The organism is Paenibacillus sp. FSL R7-0345 (genome assembly GCF_038595055.1).
Classification (GTDB): domain Bacteria; phylum Bacillota; class Bacilli; order Paenibacillales; family Paenibacillaceae; genus Paenibacillus_AQ.
Map to the genome: position 1 here is coordinate 2,077,079 of NZ_CP152002.1, position 18,065 is coordinate 2,095,143.

15 protein-coding genes are annotated in these 18,065 nt (G+C 51.1%); 13 read left to right on the top strand and 2 right to left on the bottom strand.

What is annotated here, in order from left to right; translation table 11 throughout:
- Positions 1 to 8: 8 nt before the first annotated feature.
- The 12 genes from NST84_RS08665 (at position 9) to NST84_RS08720 (ending at position 15,229) form a co-directional block, all read left to right on the top strand.
- Positions 9 to 662, top strand: coding sequence for a response regulator transcription factor (locus tag NST84_RS08665; RefSeq protein WP_342565193.1), 654 nt, complete (start codon positions 9 to 11; stop codon positions 660 to 662).
- 213 nt (positions 663 to 875) lie between these two features.
- Positions 876 to 2,534 (top strand): trypsin-like peptidase domain-containing protein, encoded by a 1,659-nt coding sequence (locus NST84_RS08670; RefSeq protein ID WP_342565194.1) that lies wholly within the window; start codon positions 876 to 878, stop codon positions 2,532 to 2,534.
- 122 nt (positions 2,535 to 2,656) lie between these two features.
- Positions 2,657 to 3,343, top strand: coding sequence for a response regulator transcription factor (locus tag NST84_RS08675; RefSeq protein WP_342565195.1), 687 nt, complete (start codon positions 2,657 to 2,659; stop codon positions 3,341 to 3,343).
- Position 3,344: 1 nt separating this feature from the next.
- On the top strand, positions 3,345 to 4,796 hold the full coding sequence (locus tag NST84_RS08680; RefSeq protein ID WP_342565196.1) for a HAMP domain-containing sensor histidine kinase: 1,452 nt from the start codon (positions 3,345 to 3,347) through the stop codon (positions 4,794 to 4,796).
- A 59-nt stretch (positions 4,797 to 4,855) separates the two neighbouring features.
- Positions 4,856 to 5,812, top strand: a complete 957-nt coding sequence (locus tag NST84_RS08685; protein ID WP_342565197.1) for a 4-hydroxy-3-methylbut-2-enyl diphosphate reductase — start codon at positions 4,856 to 4,858, stop codon at positions 5,810 to 5,812.
- A gap of 323 nt (positions 5,813 to 6,135) precedes the next feature.
- Positions 6,136 to 7,182, top strand: coding sequence for a 3-deoxy-7-phosphoheptulonate synthase (gene aroF, locus NST84_RS08690; protein WP_342565198.1), 1,047 nt, complete (start codon positions 6,136 to 6,138; stop codon positions 7,180 to 7,182).
- 245 nt (positions 7,183 to 7,427) lie between these two features.
- Positions 7,428 to 8,852, top strand: coding sequence for a type I glutamate--ammonia ligase (glnA, locus tag NST84_RS08695; RefSeq protein ID WP_342565199.1), 1,425 nt, complete (start codon positions 7,428 to 7,430; stop codon positions 8,850 to 8,852).
- Positions 8,853 to 9,316: 464 nt separating this feature from the next.
- Positions 9,317 to 12,055 (top strand): cellobiose phosphorylase, encoded by a 2,739-nt coding sequence (locus tag NST84_RS08700; RefSeq protein ID WP_342565200.1) that lies wholly within the window; start codon positions 9,317 to 9,319, stop codon positions 12,053 to 12,055.
- 110 nt (positions 12,056 to 12,165) lie between these two features.
- Positions 12,166 to 13,050 (top strand): hypothetical protein, encoded by an 885-nt coding sequence (locus NST84_RS08705; RefSeq protein ID WP_342565201.1) that lies wholly within the window; start codon positions 12,166 to 12,168, stop codon positions 13,048 to 13,050.
- Between the two features lie 96 nt (positions 13,051 to 13,146).
- Positions 13,147 to 14,247 (top strand): 3-phosphoserine/phosphohydroxythreonine transaminase, encoded by a 1,101-nt coding sequence (gene serC, locus NST84_RS08710; RefSeq protein WP_342565202.1) that lies wholly within the window; start codon positions 13,147 to 13,149, stop codon positions 14,245 to 14,247.
- Positions 14,248 to 14,386: 139 nt separating this feature from the next.
- Complete coding sequence (gene trmL, locus NST84_RS08715) at positions 14,387 to 14,851, top strand: tRNA (uridine(34)/cytosine(34)/5-carboxymethylaminomethyluridine(34)-2'-O)-methyltransferase TrmL (RefSeq protein ID WP_342565203.1); 465 nt, start codon at positions 14,387 to 14,389, stop codon at positions 14,849 to 14,851.
- 123 nt (positions 14,852 to 14,974) lie between these two features.
- Positions 14,975 to 15,229, top strand: coding sequence for an AbrB/MazE/SpoVT family DNA-binding domain-containing protein (locus NST84_RS08720; RefSeq protein WP_342565204.1), 255 nt, complete (start codon positions 14,975 to 14,977; stop codon positions 15,227 to 15,229).
- A 377-nt stretch (positions 15,230 to 15,606) separates the two neighbouring features.
- Here the strand turns inward: NST84_RS08720 and NST84_RS08725 are convergent, their stop codons facing one another.
- Entirely contained in the window at positions 15,607 to 16,674 is a 1,068-nt protein-coding gene (locus NST84_RS08725; protein WP_342565205.1) for a phosphodiester glycosidase family protein, read from the bottom strand.
- Positions 16,671 to 17,078 (bottom strand): hypothetical protein, encoded by a 408-nt coding sequence (locus tag NST84_RS08730; RefSeq protein ID WP_342565206.1) that lies wholly within the window; start codon positions 17,076 to 17,078, stop codon positions 16,671 to 16,673. Before NST84_RS08730 ends, NST84_RS08725 begins: the two co-directional genes overlap by 4 nt.
- Positions 17,079 to 17,365: 287 nt before the next feature.
- Between NST84_RS08730 and NST84_RS08735 the strand changes: the two genes are divergently transcribed.
- Positions 17,366 to 18,022, top strand: a complete 657-nt coding sequence (locus NST84_RS08735; protein ID WP_342565207.1) for a response regulator transcription factor — start codon at positions 17,366 to 17,368, stop codon at positions 18,020 to 18,022.
- Positions 18,023 to 18,065: the final 43 nt, after the last annotated feature.

Consider the following 18,065-nt stretch of genomic DNA (forward strand, 5'->3'; position numbering starts at 1 on the left):
GAATAGACATGAGTGTCATAAAAATATTGCTGGTTGATGATCATGACATGGTACGGATGGGCCTCAAAACGTATCTGATGCTGGACCCGATGTTCGAGGTCATCGGCGAAGCCGGAAACGGTGAAGAAGCCCTTAATATGTTGCGTGACTGGGGGCAGGAGCATCTGCCCGATCTGGTGCTGATGGATCTGATGATGCCGGTGATGAACGGCGCGGAAACGACAAAGGCGGTGCTGGCCGAGTTCCCGGGCCTTAAGATCGTGATCCTGACCAGCTTTCTCGAGGATGATCTGGTCGTTGATGCCATAGAGGCCGGAGCGGTTAGCTATGTGCTTAAGACCGTTTCTGCCGAGGAGCTGATATATGCCCTGCAAGGCGCTTACCGCGGTATGCCGGTCATGACCGGAGATGTCTCGCAGGCTTTAACCCGCGGCATCCGCCAGCGGACGGTTCAAGGTGATTCGTCCGGTCTTACCGAACGGGAGAAGGAGGTGCTGCTCCTGATTGCTGAAGGCAAGACCAACAAGGATATCGGCGAGGAGCTGCACATCAGCATCAAGACGGTCAAGACGCATGTCAGCAACCTGCTGATGAAATGCGAGCTGGATGACCGCACCCAGCTGGCCATATACGCCCACCGCAAGGGCTGGGCCCAGGGGTAGGCCGTAGAGCTTGCTAATCATATAAAAATCCAAATTTGGCCCCAGTGCATCTGTGCACCGGGGATTTTTTTATTTTATAGAGTAATTTCTATCATCTTTTATCTCTGATTAAATTGTTTTTAATGTAGTGTTAAGGTTTAAAGTACAAAATAAGAACAAGAAGAAAACACAATACTCCTTGTCAGACAGACAAGGCACGGGAGGAAAGCAAACATGGAAGACAACAAAAACAACTTCAATAACTTTAATCGTGATAACGACCCTGCTAACAGCACTAATAATGATAATGCAGAGAACGCCAGCCAAGCCCAATCTTCAGAATCCGGTTCATCCTATTACTACTCGTACGGACCTTTTAAATCGATCAACAACGAAGAAGCTAATCAGGATAACGGAGAGCATTACAACCGCCGCGAGCCTGAGCGTGTAGAGGTTACCGCTCCGCAGCCGGTCAAGCAGCTTCCTTACAGCACATCGCTCCGCACCAACGGTTATGACGGGAACGGCGGACGCGGGAATAGCGGCGGAAACGGTTCGGACGGCGGAAACGGCTGGCAGTACAACAGCAAGCCTAAGAAGCCTGTCAAAGCAGTACTGGTTTCCTTCCTCGCCGGGATGATCGTATTATCCGGTTCGATGTTCGCGGCTGACCGGGGCAACTGGTTCACTGGCGGCCAGGCAACAACGGCATCGGTGGCAAGTACAACAGCCAAAACGGCTGTCGGCAGCGCAAGTGTAACACCTTCAACTTCCACAACCTCATTGCTCACTGGTACAACGGATGTATCCAATGTAGTTGACTCGGTTGGACCGGCTGTAGTGAAAATTGAAACACTGGTGAAAAGCTCCAGCAGAAGCTCATCATCCACAAATCCGAATATGAGTGACCCGTTCTCGCAATTCTTTTTCGGTGACCAGTTCGGGGGCAGCGGTTCTTCCGGAACAGACCGTAACTCGCAGTCGGAGTCAGACAGCAGTTCAGATTCCCAGCTCACTCCTTATGGAATCGGAACAGGCTTTATTTATGAATCCTCCGGTTATATTTTAACTAACCAGCACGTTATCGACGGTGCAGACGTGATTCAGGTTACCGTTGACGGAACTACCAAGCCATACGAAGCAAAGCTGCTGGGCTCCAGCAAAGATCTGGATCTTGCCGTTCTGAAAATTGAAGGTGCTGACTTCCCTACAGTAGCACTGGGCGATTCCGACAGCATCAAGGTCGGCTCTGAAGTTGTAGCGATCGGTAACCCGCAGGGCTTTGATCACACGGTTACTGCTGGTGTACTGAGTGCGAAGGACCGCAGCATTGACATTAACGAAGAAGACGGCAGCGGCACACGCAATTACAAAAACCTGCTGCAGACCGATGCTTCAATCAATCCGGGGAACTCCGGCGGCCCGCTGCTTAACCTGAACGGTGAAGTAATCGGGATGAATGTGGCGGTAAGCACGGATTCACAGGGTATCGGCTTTGCGATCGCAGTGAACACCATTAAAGAGGTTGTAGACAAACTGGAAGCCAACCAGGAAATTCCTAAGGAGCCGGTTCCGTTCATTGGCGCATCGCTGATGACGATTACTGACCAGGTTGCACAGCAGATGGGTACTGATATTAAAGAAGGCTCCGTAGTTGCAGAGATTGTCTTCAAATCTCCAGCTTACACAGCAGACCTGCGCCCTTACGATATCATTACAGGTGTGAACGGCACGAAGTATGCGACCAGCCAGGAGCTGATCACTTATATCCAATCTCTGAAGGTCGGTGACCAGGCTACCCTGAATGTTGTCCGCGACGGCAAAACACTGGACCTGCCAGTGACAATCGGTAACAAAAATGATTTTGATACTACCCAAACCCAAAAGCAATAATCACACCGGACGGTAAGAGCAGACGGAAGGGGCAACCCTTCCGTTTGTGCTGCCGCTGGACGTGAAACCGTACATTCATGCTACAATAGAGAGAAAATGATCTGGACAATGGGGGCTGTTTGATGCGACCGAATATTTTAATTATTGATGATGATGAGAAGATTACTTCCATGCTGCGGCGCGGACTTGCCTTTGAAGGCTATGACGTAAAAACGGCATCCAATGGTGCGGACGGGCTGCGCGCGATTTTGAACAGTGATCCCGATGTCGTTGTTCTGGATGTGATGATGCCCCAGGTGGACGGCTTTGAGGTGTGCCGGCGTCTGCGTGAGGGTGGCAGTACAGTTCCGGTTCTAATGCTGACGGCTAAGGATGAAATTGAGCACCGTGTCAAAGGGCTTGATCTCGGAGCGGACGATTATCTCGTGAAGCCGTTTGCGCTGGAAGAGCTGCTTGCACGTGTGCGGGCGCTGCTGCGCCGTAAGAGCGAGCAGGGCGGAACACCGGATCAGACAGTAAACTATGAGGATATCACACTGGATGTGGACTCGCGCGAGGTGACCCGTGCCGGCAAACGGCTGGAGCTGACTGCGAAGGAGTTCGAGCTGCTGCACCTGTTCATGCAGAATCCGAAGCGCGTCCTGTCCCGTGACCTGATTATGGATAAAATCTGGGGTTATGACTACAGCGGGGAATCCAATGTGCTTGAGGTATATATTGCCATGCTGCGCCAGAAGACGGAGGAGCACGGCGGCAAACGGTTAATTCAGACGATCCGGGGAGCCGGTTACATTCTAAGAGGTGACTAACATGTCTATCAAATTGCGGCTGACAGCCTGGTATTCAGGGATTTTGGCCGTTATGCTGCTGGCCTTATCAGCCGCAATTTACGGTTTTGTCTATTTTAATACGTTTGGGGATCTGAAGGACCGGTTAGTAAAACAGGCATCGCAGGTTGAACCGAAGGTTGGCTTGACCAATGATGGTACTCTTCAGCAGATCCTGGGAGGTCCGGCAGGGCAGAGCCTGTTCGGCCAGCTCTATATTTATGATCTGAATAAGATGATTCCCAGTCCAAATATGACGGAGATTCAGCTTCAATTTAAAATACCGCCAAAGGGCAGTATGGAGAATCAGAAGCAGGAGTTTCTGCAGGCAGAATACAACGGCAACCCTTTTCTGATTTTTCAACAGGGAGTAAATGTGGCTACAAATAACGGTAATTTAGCTGGAGTACTGCAAGTAGCAGTGTATACAGGTGAACAGGTCACGATGCTGAACCGGCTCAAAAACATTCTGCTCGTCGGCTCCTTTGCGACGCTGATTGCCGCGTTTACGTTCGGGCTCTTCCTGGCACGCAAATCGATGAGTCCGATCGGGATGGTTATTGAGGCAGCCAACGGGATTCAGACCGGTAATGACCTTAGTTCACGGATTGAATATAATGGGCCTCCGGATGAAATAGGACGGCTAATCGAGACGGTGAACAGTATGCTTGGGCGGATGGAAGGCTTTTATAAAGACCTTGAGGACTCCTATGCCACCCAGCGGCGGTTCGTTTCAGATGCTTCGCACGAGCTGCGGACACCGCTTACAACGATCCGCGGCAATATTGATCTGCTGCAGAAGGTCTGGGAAATGGACCCTGGCCAGAGCCGGATGAGTGAGGCGGAAATCCGCCAGCTGTCGATTGAGTCAGTCAAGGATATTGCTGATGAGTCGAAGCGGATGAGCCGGCTTGTGGGCGACATGCTCTCCCTGGCGCGTGCCGATACCGGACGCACCTTTGACAAGGAGCCGGTCGCGCTTGAGCCGCTGATGACCGAGGTTGCCCGCAGGGCTTCATTCCTGCCGCGCCAGTCGGAGTGGTCTATAGGTGATTTGAGCCAGATGAACGGCAAATATATCGTCGGCAACAAGGATTACCTGCAGCAGATGCTGTTTATTTTCATCGACAATGCTTTTAAATACACGCCTGCCGGTGAAGTTACAATGGATGCTGTATTCTATCAGAATCAGGTCGGTATCCGGATCAAGGATACGGGGATCGGGATGGACAAGGACGAGGTTCCGCACATCTTTGACCGTTTCTACCGGGCGGATGAATCACGCGGAATGACCGAAGGAATCGGTCTTGGACTGTCGATTGCCAAATGGATTATCGATGAGCACGGAGGCTCCGTCGAGGTGGTTACCCGCCAGGGCGAGGGAACGACGTTTATCATCTGGCTGCCGCTTCTCTTTGCGCCGCCGCTGGAATAGGGTATAATAGACTGGTCCTATTACAGCCGTCATTGACAGCAGAAAGCCGGTGAACATATATGGAAGTCATCAAAATTTCTCCCCGGGGCTATTGCTATGGTGTCGTAGATGCCATGGTAATGGCGCGGCAGGCCGCCCAGAATCTCGACCTGCCCCGGCCGATTTATATACTTGGCATGATTGTACATAACAGTCATGTTACGAATTCTTTTGAGGACGATGGAATCATTACGCTTGACGGGCATAACCGTCTGGATATTCTTGATAAGGTCGACAGCGGCACGGTTATCTTTACCGCACACGGGGTTTCGCCTGAGGTCCGCAAGCTGGCCCGCGCCAAGGGGCTGACTACAGTCGATGCTACCTGCCCGGATGTGACGAAGACGCATGACCTGATTAAAGAGAAGGTAGAGGAAGGCTGCGAGATTATTTATATCGGCAAAAAAGGCCATCCGGAGCCGGAAGGCGCCGTCGGTATTGCGCCGGAGCATGTCCATCTGATCGAGAAGGAAGAGGAGATTGCCAGCCTGAATGTGCCGCCCGGCCGGATCGTTATTACGAATCAGACCACGATGAGCCAATGGGATATCAAGCACATTATGAAAAAGCTGCTGGCAACCTATCCCGGAGCAGAAGTGCATAATGAGATCTGTATGGCTACTCAGGTGCGGCAAGAGGCTGTGGCGGAGCAGGCCGGCCAATGCGACCTGGTCATTGTCGTCGGCGATCCGCGCAGCAATAACTCCAACCGTCTGGCACAGGTATCAGAAGAGATTGCCGGTACGCCGGCCCACCGGATTGCGGATGTGTCTGAGCTGAACATAGAATGGCTGCAAGGGGTTAACAAGGTAGGGGTAACCTCAGGGGCATCCACGCCTACCCCAATTACCAAAGAGCTTATTAACTATCTGGAGCAGTACGATCCGGCAAATCCCGAGACCTGGGAAATCAAGCGTACGGTGAACATGGCGAAGCTGCTGCCGCCGGTCAAGAATAAGACTATCAGCGCTACCTGACGGAAAATGTAGACCTGATCTTATTCGTTATCTATTTCACATGCCTGTGCAGGCACCTGTTTTCCCGTTTTCCGGGGAACAGGTGCCTTTTTATTTGGAAGCATCATCCTTATTTTCCCTTGGCAAGGCCTTTGGCGAATAATACCAGTCTGGTAATTAATGGGGTAATCGGCGTTTTCAACCGGAATAATAAGTTGACGGATGCTGATATATGCGGTAAAATCACTTTAGCGCTTAAAAGCACACACGCGTCGTAGCGTAATAGTATTTGCAGCTGATGACAAAAATATAACCAGGAATATCCTACAAAGGGGAGCTATAATATGATCGTTATTACGTCTAATCAGACACCGCAGGAACAGGTAAATGATATTATTGCCGTTATTGAGAAAGAGGGCCTGCAGGTTCATCTGTCACGCGGTGCGGATCATACCGTAATCGGCCTGATCGGCGGCGTTACACCGAGCCTTGCCGAGCATCTGCGGCAGATGAAGGGCGTGCAGAATGTTGTGAAGATTACCAAATCCTACAAGCTGGCCAGCCGTGATTTCCATCCGGAGGACACCATCATCGATATCCGCGGCGTGAAGATCGGCGGGGAAAATCTCGTTGTTATGGGCGGTCCATGTGCGGTGGAATCCCCTGAGCAGATTGATGAAATCGCCCGGCTTGTCAAAACCTCAGGCGGGCAGGTACTGCGCGGCGGCGCTTTTAAGCCGCGTACAGGTCCGTACAGCTTCCAGGGTGTTGGCGTTGAAGGCCTGACCATGATGGCTGAAGCCGGCAAGAAGCATGGCCTGCTGACCATTACCGAGGTTATGACTCCGGAGTACGTGGATATTTGTGCAGAGCATGCGGACATTCTGCAGGTAGGTACACGTAATATGCAGAACTTCGATCTGCTGCGCAAGCTAGGCACCTGCGGCCGCCCTGTGCTGCTTAAGCGCGGCTTCAGTGCAACCTATGATGAGCTTCTGAACGCGGCCGAGTACATCCTGGCCGGCGGCAACCGTGATGTTATGCTGTGCGAGCGCGGCATCCGTACCTTTGAGACCTACACCCGCAATACACTCGACCTGTCGGCAATTCCTGTACTGCAGAGCCTGAGCCATCTGCCGGTTATTTCTGACCCTAGCCACGGCACCGGCCGCCGCGAGCTGGTAGAACCGATGGCTAAAGCATCTGTTGCAGCCGGAGCTAACGGCCTGATTATTGAAATGCATACAGATCCTGACAATTCTATGACGGGTGACGGGGTACAATCCCTGTTCCCGGATCAGTTCGATAAGCTGCTGAGAGATCTGGAGAAGCTTGCTCCGCTGGTAGGACGCAAATTCTCTGAATCACTTGAAGCTGCACCCATTGCCTGATCAACCTGAAAGAACCTGCTAACCATAGCCTTCTTTCCCGCTGCTGGCCGGGGGAGGGGGCTGTTTTCTATTTTGGCGCTATTCACGAAAGCGTCAGAATATCTTACATTGTAATTAAAAATACCTGACATAAGCATTGACGATGTTAGGTATGAGTTTTATAATGACGACAGTAAAAAAAATAAAAACAAGAACATTTGATACTGAGAGCGGGTTAATGTTCGGAACTTGGGGAGGAATTATTCATGTCGGTTGAAAAAGTGTTGCAAACGATCAAGGAAAACAATATCGAGTGGGTGGATTTTCGCTTTGTAGATTTAGGTGGGCGTGCTCATCATATCTCATTGCCTGCATCTGCAGTTGAGGAAGAAACATTTGAAAATGGTGTGGCGTTTGACGGTTCTTCCATCAAGGGGTTCCGCGGTATTGAAGAATCGGACATGGTTATGATGCCTGATCCGAGCACTATTTACATTGATCCTTTTACAGCTCATCCGACGCTGAATATCATGTGTGACATCTTCACTCCTGATGGCGAACGTTACGAGCGTGACCCGCGTGGTATCGCAGTAAAAGCTGAAGAGTTCCTGCAGGCAAGCGGTGTAGGTACAGCAGCATTCTTCGCCCCTGAGTCCGAATTCTTCATCTTTGACGATGTTCGTTACGAAACTACAATGCACAGCTCTTCCTTCTCCGTAGATTCCGAAGAAGCAGCATGGAACACAAACCGCAAGGAAGAAGGCGGTAACCTGGGCTTCAAAATTGGCGTAAAGGGCGGATATGTTCCGGTAGCGCCAGTGGATTCCCAACAGGATATCCGCAGTGAAATGTGCCGTCTGCTCGGCGAAGCAGGTCTTGAAATCGAACGTCACCACCATGAAGTGGCGACTGCGGGACAAGCGGAAATCAACTTCCGTTTCGATACCCTGAAGAAAACAGCTGACAATCTCCTGACTTACAAATATATTGTGCAGAACACTGCACGCCAGTACGGCAAGGTTGCAACCTTCATGCCAAAACCGCTGTTCGGTGACAATGGTAGCGGGATGCACGTTCACCAGTCGATCTTCAACGGCAGCGAGCCTTTGTTCTACGAAAAAGGCGCTTATGCCAACCTGAGTGAAATGGCTCTGCACTACATCGGCGGTATCCTGTACCATGCTCCGGCACTGATCGCGCTGACTAACCCAAGCACCAACTCGTTCAAACGTCTGGTACCTGGTTACGAAGCACCGGTTAACCTGGTTTACTCCAAAGGTAACCGTTCCGCTGCTGTCCGCATCCCGGTAGCTGCTGTAACACCTAAGGGCTGTCGTATTGAATTCCGTACACCTGACTCCACTGCTAACCCTTATCTGGCATTCTCGGCTATGCTGATGGCTGGTCTGGACGGAATCAAGAAGAAGATCAACCCTGAAGAAATGGGTTACGGCCCGCTGGACAAGAACATCTACGAATTGTCCGATGCCGACAAAGAAAAAATCCGCAGCGTACCAGGCAGCCTGAACGAAGCGCTTGACGCTCTGGAAGCTGACTACGAGTTCCTTACAGAAGGCGGCGTATTCACTAAGGACTTCATCGATAACTACATCGCTCTCAAACGCGGTGAAGCACAAGAGGTTGCCATTCGCGTTCATCCGCACGAATATGCCCTGTACTTCGACGTATAGGATCAGCTGAATATCCTTTAAGCTTTGCTCTGAAGCCCCCGGGTTAATCCCCGGGGGCTTTTTTGCGGTCTTTTTGGAAGAAAATTTAGGACGATAATGTTTTCGTGAATTTTCGTAAATGTATTAAAAAAACAAGAATATTCTATTATTAATAGAAAAGAATGTGCTTACTTTAATTGATGAGACTACAATTCTAGCCCTTTTTTAGTTAATCTGAAGGTATTTTAAATAAAAAAGAGGTCGCATTTTCGGACTGGTTTTCGTCAGGTTCTGGTTCGCATATGTGCTTGAAAAGTGTAGGATACCTCAGGAGAAGCTTGTTATTATAAGAATTTAACTGGCATATCTGACTTGGTTTATACATATTCAGGAAAGGATTTAAAAATCTCTTTACAATATTTTTTGACAGTGCAATAATAAAACCGAAATCGGTTTCGTAAATTGGTTCTGGAAGGATGAATCTATTGAAGCATAAAAGAATAGCAAACTGGCAGTTTACCGGGCAGAATGGCGAGTTCCGCCTGGAACAGCCTGACCGGAGCAGCTTTTTGTATTTCCCGCTGGTTAATGAAGGCGGTATGATGTCGTCGGTCACTCCGCAGCTTCACGGGCAGGTAACCTCGGGACATAATACCTTTCTGACACCGCCGCTCTCTGTAGAGGATCTGCATACTTCACGGGCATCGCGCAATTTCTGGGTCTACATAGACGGTAAAGGTGCCTGGTCGGCAGCCGGGAATTCAGCCCGCCAGCATGCAGAGGCTTATTCGGAGACTGCAGATAATTCTATGCTGGAAGCAGGGCTGTTATGGCATAAGGTCACAAGGGAAAACCGGCAGCTGGGTATTAAGGCCGAAGTGACCAGCCTCGTTCCTGCGGGGAATGACAAGGCAGAGCTGATGAAGGTAGTACTGACGAATACGGGAGCAGAGGGTATCAAAATAACACCGACTGCAGCTATTCCGCTGTATGCGCGTTCAGCAGACGATCTGCGGGATCACCGGCATGTCACTTCGCTGCTGAACCGCATTTACACTTCCGCTTATGGTGTTGAGGTTCAGCCGGCGCTGTCTTTTGACGAACGGGGCCACCGGGTGAATCATACTGCTTACGGTGTATTCGGCGTGGATGGAGAGGGGGGGCAGCCTGTTGGTTTCTTCCCTGTGCAAGAAGAGTTTACCGGCGAAGGCGGCAATCTCGACTGGCCTGAAGCAGTAGTACTAAATGCTGAGCCGCAGCCTGGACAGAACGGAGCTGTGCATAGTGAAGGTTATGAAGCGCTGGGAGGATTAAGGTTCGCAACAGCTGAGGTGCTGCCCGGTGAGAGCCGTTCGTATGTAGTCGTGATGGCCATCGGGAATGAGCGGATGGATGTTACCGGGCTGATGGCGAAGTACGGCTCTGCCGCTGCCTTTGATGCCCGGCTGGAAGCAAACAAGCAGTTCTGGGCGGACAAGGTAAATACCGTATCCTTCCGCACCGGGGATGAGCGCGTAGACCAGTGGATGAAGTGGGTTACCCTGCAGCCTGTGCTGCGCAGACTGTACGGGAACTCATTCCTGCCCTATCACGATTATGGCCGCGGCGGACGGGGCTGGCGTGATTTATGGCAGGATTGTCTGGCTCTGCTGATCATGGAGCCGGATGATGTACGCAGCCTGCTGCTGAACAATTATGCGGGGGTGAGAATAGACGGCAGCAATGCGACCATCATCGGACAACAGCCCGGAGAATTCATCGCTGACCGCAATAACATCCCGCGGGTATGGATGGATCATGGGGCCTGGCCGTTTATGACTACATTGCTGTATCTGAATCAGAGCGGTGACCTGGATTTCCTGCTGCAGGAGCAGACGTATTTCCGGGATTCCTTCATGGGCCGCTGCCGTGAACGCGACAGCTCCTGGGAGCCTGCAGCAGGAAACAGCCTGCGCACCCGTACTGGAGAGGTTTATACAGGAACGATTCTGGAGCATATTTTGCTGCAGAATCTGGTTCCCTTCTTCAATGTAGGCGAGCACAATAATATTCTGCTGGAGGGTGCGGACTGGAATGACGGGCTGGATATGGCGGCCCAGCGGGGGGAGAGTGTGACCTTTACCGCCTTCTATGGTGATAATCTCTACGAGCTTTCCGGTCTGCTGCGCACTTTGAAAGAGCGGACCGGAAACAATAAACTGGAGCTGGCGGAAGAGCTGGTGCTGCTGCTGGACTCTTTGGGTGAAAGTGTGGATTATGCTTCGGTATCCGCGAAACAGGAGCGGCTAAGCCGGTATTACGCCGCTGCACCGAACGCGGTGAGCGGAATCCGCGCAGAGCTGGAGCTTGAGCAGGTGGCGGATGATCTGACCCTTAAGGCAGAGTGGATTTTCAACCACCTGCGCAGCAATGAATGGGTGGAAAGTACTCACGGCGGAGGCTGGTTTAACGGCTATTACAATAACGACGGTGAACAGGTTGAAGGAGAGACGGCCGGCGGTGCCCGCATGACCCTCACGGGACAGGTGTTTTCGCTGCTTGGCCACGCTGCAGCCGATGAGCAGATTCCGCACATGATTGCATCCGTGGAAAGAAACCTGTTCGATGCCAAAATCGGCTACCGGCTGAACTCGGATTTTGGCGGCATCCAGCAGAATCTGGGCCGTGCCTTCGGGTTTGCTTTTGGCCATAAAGAGAACGGGGCAATGTTCAGCCATATGACCGTAATGTACGGGAATGCGCTGTATAAACGGGGATTTGTCCGTGAAGGCTACAAGGTGCTTGAATCGCTGTACAGCCTGAGTGAGAATTTTGAGCTGAGCCGGATGTATCCGGGGATTCCGGAGTATATCAATGAAAAAGGCCGGGGAATGTATACGTATCTGACCGGCTCGGCCAGCTGGCTGCTGCTGACGATGGTTACGGAAGTGTTCGGTGTTAAGGGGCGGCTGGGCGACCTGCTGCTGGCGCCGAAGCTGGTCAAGGAGCAGTTTGATGCCGAGGGAAAAGCTTCGGTTAAGACGATTTTTGCCGGACGTGAGCTGGAGGTGGCCTATTCGTCCACAGGAAGCGCCGGGTACGGGGAGTACCAAATACACGGAATCACGCTGAACGGCGCTGTGGTGACGCTTCAGCGCGTCTCAGAGGGTGTGCTGATCCCGCGGGACGTACTGGAGGCATTGCCGGAAGGCCGGGTTCATGAATTGAAGGTTGAGCTTGCCTGATTTATATGAATAATGAAGGATTGCCTGCGCTGCCTGTTTAGGTGCCGCAGGCGTTTTTTTGATAAACTCAGGAGTATAAAGAATCAGCTGTACTGAAAGGATGGGGGATAATGGCACACCAGCTCTCAAATGGAATTCTCACTGTAGATATTGCAGAGCCCGGCGACTACAAGGGCACCAGGTTCGACTGGACCGGATTTATTACACAGGTCACACTGGAGGAAGGAATGCACACCTTTTGTGTTCCGGAGAGTCTGCAGGCAGGACACGGCAGCGGCGGAATCGGGCTGTGCAACGAATTTGGCATTTCCCGGCCAATCGGCTATGCGGAAGCGGCTGCCGGAGAATGGTTTCCGAAGCCTGGAGTAGGACTGCTGCAGAAGCTTGCAGAGGTTCCCTATGATTTTTTCGGAACCTATCCGCTAATCTCCTCTCAGATTACGGTGGACAGCAGCAGGGAGGAAATAGTCTATAAGGTAGAGTCTGCAGAATGCCGGGGATATAGCTTTCTTTTGACCAAACGAATTTCACTAGACGGGGACCGGCTCACAATTGCCTATTCGCTGGAGAATACCGGGACCAAACCGCTGCATACTGAAGAATACAATCATAATTTCATTGGAATCAACCGGGCGCCAGCCGGGGAAGAATACGAGTTGAGACTGCCGGGAGAAGCCGTAATCCATGAGCCTGAATCCTCCTATACTTCTGGACTGCTGCGCGTATCCGGAGACCGGATCAGCTGGAATGCGCGGCCTGACCGCCCATTCTACTGCCGGCTGGGCGGCTCTAAGAAGGAGAATGCGCAGTGGTATTGGGAACTGGTCCATAAGCCGAGCGGAGCCGGGATGCGTGAGAGCGGAAGCTTCACTCCGGAGCGGATGGCTCTATGGGGGGAGCGGCACGTTATTTCTGCCGAGGTTTTTGCGGACATCAGCATTTTACCGCGTCACAGCAAGGATTGGAGCCGCAGCTATCAGTTTTTCACCTTCTGACGCCTGATCATCTTACGCCACATGTGAATAATTATACTTGCTGGCGTGTTGGAATGCTGCTATCATAGCGATATCCATATTCGTAGGAGAGAAAGGATGGGGGCAATTTTGAGCAAGAGAGCATACAATTTCAATGCAGGACCGGCGGCGCTGCCGCTTGAAGTACTGGAACGCGCACAGGCGGAGTTTGTTGAATTCCGGGAGAGCGGAATGTCTATTATGGAGATGTCGCACCGCGGGGCAATATACGAATCCGTGCATAACGAAGCGCAGGAGCGTCTGCTTTCCCTGCTCGGTAATCCTGAGGGCTACAAAGTATTGTTTGTACAGGGCGGAGCCAGCACGCAGTTCGCCATGATCCCGATGAACCTCATCTCCAGCGGCCAGGCCGGCAGCTATGTAATGACAGGAAGCTGGGCGGACAAGGCACTCAAGGAAGCGAAGCTGGTTGGAGAAGCGCATGTTGCCGCATCCTCAGAGGACAAGAAGTTCCTGGCTATTCCTGAGCTGAGCAGCATCAAACCGGCTGACAATGCAGCGTACCTGCATATTACTTCCAATGAGACGATTGAAGGTACACAATATGCAGAATATCCGGATACAGGCTCGCTGCCGCTGATTGCCGATATGTCCAGTGACATTCTGAGCCGCTCGATTGATGTCAATAAATTCGGACTGATCTACGCCGGCGCGCAGAAGAATCTTGGACCTTCCGGGGTGACTGTGGTCATTGCCAAGGAAGAGCTGATTGCCAAATCACCTGCGAACATTCCGACGATCCTGCGCTACGATACACATTATAAGAACAACTCTCTATATAATACGCCGCCATCCTTCTCTGTATATATGGTCAATGAAGTGTTAAAATGGATTGAGGAGCAAGGCGGGCTTGCCGGCATCGAATCCAAAAACCGCGACAAAGCCGGTCTGCTGTATGATCACATCGATGGCAGCGACGGTTTCTACCGCGGAGTAGCGGAAACAGGCAGCCGTTCCATTATGAACGTTACCTTCCGGATGCAGTCCGAGGAACTGGAGAAGCAGTTCGTCAAGGCAGCCGAGCAGGAAGGCTTCATCGGCCTCAAAGGACACCGCAGCGTCGGAGGCCTGCGTGCCTCCATCTATAACGCCGTTCCTTATGAGAGCGTTAAGGCGCTTACTGATTTCATGAATCATTTCCGGCAGACTCAAGGCTAATGAATGAAATTTCCGGACCTTCCGCTATTCAGGCGGAAGGTCTTCTGCTTGTATTGAACCGGCCCGTCTGTCATCCCAGAGCTTTATGTTTACTCACAACACAGGGCTAATGCAGCCTACAGAGAGGAAGTTTATCATTATGGCATTACACATTGTGCTCGTTGAACCGGAAATTCCGGCGAATACCGGCAATATTGCCCGTACCTGTGCAGCAACAGGTACCCATCTCCATCTGGTCCGGCCGCTGGGCTTCCGCACCGATGATGCGACGCTGAAGCGGGCGGGGCTGGATTACTGGCATGCTGTCACGATTGAATATCACGATTCGTTCGCTGAGGTGCTGGAAAAATACAGCGATGGACGTTTTTTCTACGCTACCACCAAAGCAGAGAAGCGTTATACCGACTTTACGTTCCAGGACGGGGATTTCTTTGTCTTCGGTAAAGAAACCAAGGGCCTGTCGCCTGAGATTCTGGAGGCAGGTAAGGAAACCGCGATGCGCATGCCGATGGGACAGGCGGTCAGATCGCTGAATTTGTCCAATTCGGCAGCAATTATCGTGTATGAAGCACTCCGTCAGCTGGACTTTCCGGAACTTTTTTAAAAGTAGTCACTTTTTTTATTTTTTTCAGCAGGATTCGACAATAAGAATCACGAAATAGAAGAATACTGCCGAAAAAAGTAGTAACTACTATTAATAGTTGAACAGGAGAGGTGTACGTAAGATATGAAACCTGCTGGCGTAGTTCGTAAAGTAGATCAGCTGGGTAGAATTGTTCTGCCTAAGTCTCTGCGTAAAAGGTACCAAATGAATGAAGGAGACCCGGTAGAAATTCTTGTGCAGGGAGACCACATCATTTTGGAGCGCTATCGTCCCAAATGTGTATTTTGCGGATCGATGGAAGGCGTAAGCGAGTATAAAGAGCGTTATATCTGTGCGGATTGTCTTACAGAAATGACACAATTGCCTAGACACGCTTAGTTATCTCCCCTTCCTTTCGGGAAAGTGGTAAGCAGTATTCTTACATAGTACGGTACTGCGGTGTACCCCGCAGGCCAACGCTAAAAAAACGCCGCACATTGTGCGGCGTTTTTTTGGGCTTGGAGCAGCAGCAGCAGCAGCAGTTCAGCTTCCGTCCGTTATAAGCCCTTGGTCTTATCGTCGTTGTAGGCAGCGGTTAATATACCGGCCAGGAACAGCAGGAGCACAAGAGTGACAATCCAAAAGGTTAAGGAGAACGACATAATGGACACCTCCACAAAGGATTGTAAACGTTATCCTGATTATAACCTGCCGCAGTCTTAAATTAAAAGCAAAAAAGAGAGAAAAGACGTTGACGGATTAAGGTATTGAGTCAACTATTTAAAGAACAGGAAGTTAGTAGGTACCTGCCGGAGATTTCCGTCAGACGGTTTGTTGATGACTTTACCCCGGAATATCAGCGATGAGGAGCCTCCGCCATCCAGGTTGTAAGCATCAACGACACCCATACCCCACAGCTTGCTCTGTAATTCCATCAGAGTTGCTCCGGAAGTACCGCTCTCATTATAACCATCGGCAACCAGCACAAGCAGCTGATCATCTTTATACTTGCCGATGATGGTACGGGGAGCACGCTTGGGACTGATCTGCCACTTTAACGGAATCGGCTGCAGCATGCCGTTTTTGATTAATACAGGCACAAAGGTCGCGCCGAATGCCGGCTCGAGCTGGTCCAGCTGTGCTTTGCTGCTGAATTTGCCGCCGATCAGCCTGCCGGATTTGCTGAGGCCGACGAAGCTGAGATCCTTGTAGGTCGGTTCAAAGCCGTACAGATAGCTGCCGTTCACAATGGTAGTGGAGAGCGGATACCGTTTGCCGTTCTGGTCGGCAAAGCCGCCGGCGTTGATGCCGGCCACTGCACCACTACGCATAACGGCCTGCATTGTTGTTTCGGACTGGCCTGTGCCGTCACCGGCCAGGCTCATTTTCATCGCTGCGGCATCCTTCAGCCTGATCTTTAAGGCATATGCTTTATAGTTTCCGGGGTTCAGCCGGTACAATTCAATAGTAATCCGGTCACTGCTGATGACATCCGCAGGGATGCCAAGCTTCGCTGTGATCCGTCTGTTGTAGATCAGCTCCGGCCGGGATACCTGGGCTGCAGCTGTCGTAACCAGCGAGTTCATGGCATTCGTGGTCTGGTTATACAGGTGTGCGGTAGCCCCGATGGCGTCAATGGTATAGGACGCGGAATCCTGGGCCGCAAGCAGCTCCTGCTTCAGCAAGGCGGTCTGTTCAAGCGGTCCGGGAGCGGCAGCAAACTGGCCGGTATCCAGATCGAGTATCAGCTTAGGCTGATGTGCCCACAGGACAATCAACAGTCCGATAAGAGGCGCCGTCAGAAGCATAAAAAAGCGGTTGATTCTTTTGACAGGCGTCATCATTTTAACAGATCCATCTCTTTCTTAAGGGCATCCAGCTGCTGTTTGACTTCACTAAGCTGGGTGTAGAGCTTGTTGCTGTTGTCTGTTTTGTTGCTTGCATTGTCTTTGGTAAACGTCAGCAATTCGTTAAAGGTCTGCACCGTGCTCTGCAGCTCCTTCACTTCTTCGGAGAGAACGGCGATTCGTGCTTCGTAATCGTTTTGCAAAACGGTAAGCTGCTGCCGGCTCTGGTTGCCAAGCTCCGTCAGCACCTGCTGCTTCAGATGGTTGGTGTAGCTGTACACCGCATAGGCACCTACTCCAATCATAACAATCCAGAACAGTAAAAACCATTTTACGGAAGGGCCGTTTCTCGCTGCCGTGCGCCGCGAGTGTACAGGGGTCGATTCCGCTAGCGGTTGCATTTTAACATCACCTCAAGCTATTTTTTTCAAGTTCCCATTCTATCAGACTTTTATAAGTTTCGCAAAAGTGAAAGAGAGAAATGTAAACGTGAAAAAGTAATTGCATCCTATTAAAGTACTGCGATACAATTTCTATAGATTGGAATATCTGAGGGGCGTATTCAAGGAAAAAGAAGGAAAAAACTTACATACACCAACAACCATCCTTGCTTGCGTATCAGCAAGACACGCTTAAAGCGCTTTCCACTCGGGGTAAATATATAGACAGCAGGAGGTTTGGGGGATTAATGATGAAGGTCTGGCGGGTGGTCATCGTGGGATGTCATCCCACAAGTATGCTAGGTACTAAACTGATTTTGGAGGAAGGAGGAGAGCTTACCGTTCTTGGTATGCATAACAGCTGGAGCGATGGACTGAGCAGTGTGCAGGAGCATCAGCCGGATTTGGTGCTTGCCGATTATCAGATGCCGGAAGGCAATGTAGAGCAAATACTTCCGGAGCTGAAAAGCTGCTGTGAGGAAGCGCATTTTATTATTATGACAGAAGAGGAAGACAGCGAGCTGTTTCAGCCGCTGCTTGAGCTCGGGGCTAGCGGAGTGTTATCCAAGGGGGCATCCTCCCGGCAGCTGCTCTTGATGATCGGAGGGCTTAGGGAAGGGTTTTTGTCGCTTCCGCTGAACTGGATTCAAAAGGGCTACCGGCCGGCAACTTCAACGCGCGGGCTCGATAGCGTGCTGCAGCTGACGCAGACCGAGATGTTTATTATGGAGAGGATTGTGCAAGGAATCACGTATGACAAAATTGCCCTTGAAATCGAAGTGAGCCGGCGTTCCATCGATAATTATCTCCGCAAAATTTATGTGAAGCTGGATGTATCGACGAGAGCACAGGCGATTGAGAAATTTGCACTCTTTTCGCGGCAAAATAAGCAAATCTACGCGTAAGCCGGTTCAGGCGACATATTGCCGTCCAGGCTGGAATATTCTT